Annotated in this window: 7 protein-coding genes and 1 pseudogene; 5 read left to right on the forward strand and 3 right to left on the reverse strand. The window is 25.8% G+C overall.

All coding sequences use genetic code 11. From position 1 onward, the window contains the following. Positions 1–123, forward strand: a pseudogene (locus tag J7M87_RS20225) (NADH peroxidase); the annotation flags it as partial. 47 nt (positions 124–170) lie between these two features. Here the strand turns inward: J7M87_RS20225 and J7M87_RS20230 are convergent. Both J7M87_RS20230 and J7M87_RS20235 read right to left on the reverse strand, forming a co-directional pair. Then, a complete protein-coding gene (locus J7M87_RS20230) occupies positions 171–626 on the reverse strand; it encodes a DMT family transporter (RefSeq protein WP_291654042.1) in 456 nt (151 codons plus the stop codon). Positions 627–635: 9 nt separating this feature from the next. Beyond that, positions 636–1,058, reverse strand: coding sequence for a DMT family transporter (locus J7M87_RS20235; protein ID WP_291654044.1), 423 nt, complete (start codon positions 1,056–1,058; stop codon positions 636–638). A gap of 267 nt (positions 1,059–1,325) precedes the next feature. Here J7M87_RS20235 and yeiL point away from each other — a divergent pair, with 267 nt between their 5' ends. The 3 genes from yeiL (at position 1,326) to trmB (ending at position 3,716) form a co-directional block, all read left to right on the forward strand. Then, positions 1,326–2,012 (forward strand): transcriptional regulator YeiL, encoded by a 687-nt coding sequence (yeiL, locus tag J7M87_RS20240; protein ID WP_291654046.1) that lies wholly within the window; start codon positions 1,326–1,328, stop codon positions 2,010–2,012. 283 nt (positions 2,013–2,295) lie between these two features. Further along, positions 2,296–2,943: a hypothetical protein gene (locus J7M87_RS20245; protein WP_291654048.1), complete on the forward strand. Its 648-nt coding sequence runs from the start codon at positions 2,296–2,298 to the stop codon at positions 2,941–2,943. A gap of 119 nt (positions 2,944–3,062) precedes the next feature. Then, on the forward strand, positions 3,063–3,716 hold the full coding sequence (gene trmB, locus J7M87_RS20250) for a tRNA (guanosine(46)-N7)-methyltransferase TrmB (protein ID WP_291654049.1): 654 nt from the start codon (positions 3,063–3,065) through the stop codon (positions 3,714–3,716). A gap of 100 nt (positions 3,717–3,816) precedes the next feature. On the opposite strand, the gene J7M87_RS20255 is transcribed toward trmB, so the two are convergent. Beyond that, positions 3,817–5,103 (reverse strand): aminotransferase class V-fold PLP-dependent enzyme, encoded by a 1,287-nt coding sequence (locus J7M87_RS20255; RefSeq protein ID WP_291654050.1) that lies wholly within the window; start codon positions 5,101–5,103, stop codon positions 3,817–3,819. 143 nt (positions 5,104–5,246) lie between these two features. Here J7M87_RS20255 and J7M87_RS20260 point away from each other — a divergent pair. Then, a partial coding sequence (locus J7M87_RS20260) for a hypothetical protein (RefSeq protein ID WP_365846470.1) occupies positions 5,247–6,037 on the forward strand: 791 nt, incomplete at its 3' end.

The following is a 6,037-nucleotide window of genomic DNA, read 5'->3' on the forward strand; positions in this document are numbered from 1 at the left end:
ACATTAGCTAAGCAATTAAACTTAGATGCAATCCATGACACAGTTCATGAAATGTGTAAAGATGAAGCTAGACATGGACAAGCATTCAAGGGATTATTAGACAGATATTTCGGACAAAACTAATTTATAAATAGAAAAAGGTTTAGTATTAATTTACTAAACCTTTTTTATTATTCAATTACATTTAAACTTTCAGTTTCCTGAGCCCTTTTATCAATAAATATATTATAGCTTAGTCCAAATAAAATTAATAATCCACCAAGTATTTTTCCAATAGAAATATTATTAGTAGTAAAGTAATCTATAATAATTCCAATAGATAGTTGGCCTATAAAAACTAAAAGCGATAAGGAAAAAGATGATACTTTTGGGGTGATGTAATTAAATATTAAAACTACTAAAATACCAATTGTCCCTCCTAGGTATGCATAAAATGGAATTGATAATTCATTTATATAAATATAGTCCTTAGTAAGAAAGAAAAATATTAATGATGTTATGAAACCTGTTAAATAATTAAAAAATGTTCCTTGAAAAGTTCCTATTTCTTCAGCTAGCTTAAAATTAACTATTCTTGATAAAACAACAGAGACTCCAGATAAAATTGCTAATAAAATATATAACATAAAATCCTCCTAAAAAAATGTCATAATAATTATTCCAGATGTTATAATTATTAAACCAAATATCTTTTTATTTTCAAATCTTACTTTTTTCATTCCCATTAAACCATAACTATCTATTATGAAAGAAGATATAGTTTGTCCGAGAAGAGATAATGATATAGTTAAAGAAGCTCCTAATCCTTTAAAACTTATATTATTAAAAATTACTGTAAAAACTCCAATTACTCCAGCACTATACAATATAATAGGAAGTTTTTTTTCAAAGGATATCTTATATTTTTTTAGTAACAGAATTAGTAGTAATATAATAAATCCACTTAGATGAATAATTAAAGATGAAGAATAATTACCTATGGCTTGTGATAAAACCCCATTAAAACTAACCATTATAGTAATTAATATTCCTGTAAATAAAGATAAAAAATTATACATATTGATTCTCCTTAAGCTTTTTTATAAATTTAGCATAAAAGAATTATATTTTATTAGGACATATGTCATAATTAGCATATATTTTACAATAAAGTTTATATTTTAATTGCTTATAATAAAAAAATAAATAATATATGTTGTCAATTTAAATATTTTACTTAAGTATATTAAATCTTTAATATACTATTGATTTTAGTTATGTTGAATATTAATTGAATCATATACATTATTTATTTAATATTTAAATTTATGATTTAAGGAGAAAAAATGAAGAGAGTAAAGGATATTAGTTTAATAGAAAAATATATAAAATTTAATAATATTGAAAGCTTATTTAATGATGAAATTAAGAAGAATTCTGAAATCCTATTTTTTAATAAGCGAGAATTAATTTTTCAAGAGGGGGATGGGGTAAATTATTTAATGTTTTTTATAGAAGGAAAGGCAAAAGTTTATACAACATTAAAAAATGGTAAACTATTGTTGTTAGATTTTTATAAAGAGTTAGACACATTAGGGGACTTAGAACTAATTACTAATGATTTATCTAGTTGTAATGTTGAAGCTATAGAGCCTTGCATCTGTATAGGGATACCATTAAAAGTATTAAGAAATATTTATTACAATGATACAAATTTAATGAATTTCTTATGCAATTCATTAGGAAAAAAGCTTAAAAGATCATCTAAAAATGCATCTATAAATTTAATGTATCCATTAGAAAATAGAGTTGCAAGCTATATAATTTCTATAGGTACAGATAAAAATAGTAAAATCATTAAATTTGATGAAACTTTAACTGTAATATCTGAATTGTTAGGTACAAGCTATAGACATTTATTAAGAACATTAAATAGATTATGCAATAAAAATGTTTTAAAAAAGGAAGAAGATTATTATATTGTTATAGATTATAAAAAGCTTGAGGAATTATCAGCAGATATATATAGCTAATAAGAGTAATATTGTTTTAGATATTTTATAATGTTTATCTTTAAGTTTAAATAGAGGGGTGTATATAATGTTTATGTAAAGCTATTATGTTATAAACTTATATAAATATTGAAGAGCATACATTATTTTTTGTGTTATGTTTTACTTAAATAAATTTTTAATTATTTAAATATTATATTATTGTTAATTATGTTTATTATTAGGTGAAACATATATATTAGAAAATTTACATATGATATAATTAAATTAGTATATCATAATTATTAAAAGCGAGGGAGAACATATGAAAATTAAAAAGTTATCAGCAATAGTAGCAGCAGTAGTTATAACAGCAAGTTTAGCAGGATGTACTGCAGGAGGGGCTAAATTACCAGAGGGAGATGTTAAGATAGTAAATCAGCAAGTTCAAGGTGTTGTTGAATTATTATTAGAATCTGCAAACTATGGTGAAGACAAAAGTACTGTTGCATCAATGGTATTACCAAAAGATTCTCAATATGATGTGAATTTATCTATGGAAAAATATAATAATGGTGAGTTAGTTGAAACAAAAGAGTTAACAAAATATACAACTGAAACTATAGAAAAAGACTCAATAGTACATATAATAATGAATATAGCAAAAACAAATGATGAAGAAGCTGATAAATCTATATATTCTATTGCAGAAGTAGATAAAGAAAATACAAAGGATGCTAAGAATCCAGAATATAAGATAACTAAAACTTATGGAGAAAGCATAGATTTTGATTCAAAGTCAGAAGTAAATCAAGTAGGAAAGAATTTAGATGAAGAAGCTACATTAATTGGATTAGTAAAATTTAAAGAAGAGGATTCAGAAAAAGTTGCAATAAATTTAGATTCATATAAAGATGAAGTAGGAAAATATGAGGCAGTTAATATAATAAAGATTAAGGTTACTAAAAAGTAAATAGATATAGTTAATAAGCTTAGGAAGTATCCTAAGCTTATTAAGTTAAAAATAAAGTTTGATAGAAACCTTATAAATCTGTATAATGATTATGAATTATATTATATGGAGTGAAGAACATGAGATTAAGAAAAAAGCCATGGGCTAGACCAGAATTAGAAGCATGTAATTTTTTTATAACTAATCCAAGTGAAAATAAAGGAAAATGGAAACAAGCATTTGCTAATGATAATCCTATATACTTAGAGCTAGGATGCGGAAAAGGAACGTTTATAGCTGTTCATGGATCAGAAAATGAGGATATAAATTATATTGCTATTGATATCAAAGATGAAGTATTAGTATTAGCAAAAAGAAATATAGAAAAAGCATATGAAGATAAAAATAAAGAAATAATTAATTTGAAATTAATGGCACAAGAAATTGCATTAATTAATGATATTTTTAGTGAAGAAGATGTAGTAGATAGAATTTACATAAACTTCTGTAATCCATGGCCAAAGGAAAGACATAAAAAAAGAAGACTTACTCATAATAGGCAGTTAGAAAATTATAAAACCTTCTTATCACAGGATGGGGAAATATACTTTAAGACAGACGATGATGAGTTATTTGATGAATCAATAGAATATTTTAAGGAGTCAGGATTTAACATTGACTATATTACATATGATTTACATAAAAGCGATTTTGTAGGAAATGTTAGAACAGAGCATGAAAATATGTTTAGTGAACAAGGGATAAAGATTAAGTTCTTAATTGCAACTAGATAGAAAATAATAAAAAGTTAAGTAAAAAAACCTCATTATAAGAGGCAGTGTAATTTAAAGTTTAATTACATAACTTTTACTTAACTCTTTTTATTATAAAAATTTAATTTTTTAGTTTACATATTAAATCAACCGTATTTAAGAATATATCAACTTCTTTTATTGAGTTATATAATCCAAAGCTTGCTCGTACCATACCAGGCATTTTACAACTTGAATCTACTAAATGCCTACTTGCTTCTAAATCTGTTAATCCTAATAATCTTTTTACATAAGGATGGGCACAAAAAGCGCCTTGTCTTACAGCTATTGCTCTAAGGTTTGCTAATAATCTAGCTACTTCAGCGTTGTAAATTCCATTTATATTAAAAACTGCTATACCTAATCTATCTGATATATTTTCATTATCACCATAAGTTATGACTCCATTAATACAGCTTAAACCTTCTAGTGTTCTCTTCAATAGTATTTTTTCATTTTCTTCAATTGCATCAAATCCTATATTTTTTAATTCTTTCATTGCCTGAACTAATGCAATTGCACCAAAAAAATTAGGGCTACCAGCTTCGTCTTTTTCAGGCGGAGGTAATAGAACTTCTGAGTTATCTAATACGGCTTCTACAGTTCCTCCTCCTTTAAAATCAGCTGATAGTCTTTCAAAGTCTTCTTTTAGTCCAACAATAGCACCACTTCCAAATGGAGCATACATTTTATGAGCAGAAAAAACTAAAAAATCTATTGAATCAGCATTTATATCAATTTTTTTATGAGCTACTATTTGAGCACCATCCACTATTAGTTTGGCGTTATAACTATGCACAAGTTTAGAAATATAAGATAAATCATTTATATATCCAGTTACATTTGAAGCAGCAGTAATTGTAACATATTTAACTAATCCATTATATTTGTCTAGTAAGTATTGTAACTCATCTAGTTTTAGTCTTCCATTTTCATCTACTTCAATATATTTTAAATTACATTTTCCTCTCCAAGGGAGGTCATTAGAATGATGTTCCATTCTTGTAGTGATAATTATATCATTTTTATTTTCTATTAATATATTAGATAGCCTATTAATTCCTTCCGTAGTGTTATTTACAAATATAACAGTATATTTGTCTTTTGATGCATTAAAAAAATCTAATATATAATCCCTGCAGTTACAATATTGCTTTGTTGAGTATTCAGACTTTTGTCCAAGTCCACGACCAATTGATCCATATAATTCGCATGCTTCCGTTATTTTATTTATAACACTATTAAAAACGGGTGTTGTTGCAGCATTATCAAAATTTATTGGTATTATTTTATTATCATCTAGTATAGGAACTCTTTTATTGAGACCTATAAATAAATCTCTTAAAGAATTATCTGTTGAATTACACATAGCATTACCTCCCATATATTCTATTCACTTACTTTACGTATTGTGCTATTAAAGTAAAAAGTAGAGGGTTCTAATGTGATATGAGGGAACATATATAAATATATAACATATAAATATAATGAAATATTTTTTGGAGGAAATATATGTATTATAATAATTTAAATAGACATCGAGAAGAGGATGAAGATGATGATCTAAAATTTATTCCTTTAAATATAAAAGAGCCTTTTTCAGAGAAAGATTCTAACTGGTTACCAATTGTAAACATGAATTCACCAAATATAAATCATATGACTAATAATTTTATATTAGGATTTTCTAATTCAGCAGACGGTGAAATGTTAGATGAAAACTTTTTAAAAACAATAGATTATGTACCAAACGTTGATTATAGTTATGCAGATGAAAATTACTTTAATACTTACGAAGCAGATAATTTGTCAAGCAATATGCCAGGTAGCATGACAGGTAGCATGACAGGTAATATGCAGGGTAATATGACAGGTAATATGCCGAGTAATATGACAGGGAATAATTATAATCAAGGATTCTCTCAAGGTAGTGGATTTTTACCAAGTAATATGTTAACTAATAATAATATTAACGGGATGAATAATCAAAGTGATACTGATTTTAGTAATAACTTCAATTTAGAATATCCATCAGAAACTCAAGCAGAAGCTTTATATTCATATAATAAGGAAAAAAATTGTAATGGTGATGCTTTAGGTAGTGGTAATATTGAAAGTGGTGGTAGTGCAGGTAATATTAATACCGGAACTACAGGAATAAATAACAACATGGGAAATATGAACACTGGAACTGCAGGAATGAATAACAACATGTGGAATATGAATTCTGGAATAACAGGAATAAATAACAACATGGGAAATATGAATACTGGAACTGCAGGAATGAATAACAACATGTGGAA

Source organism: Clostridium sp. (assembly GCF_017888565.1).
Classification (GTDB): Bacteria; Bacillota; Clostridia; order Clostridiales; family Clostridiaceae; genus Clostridium.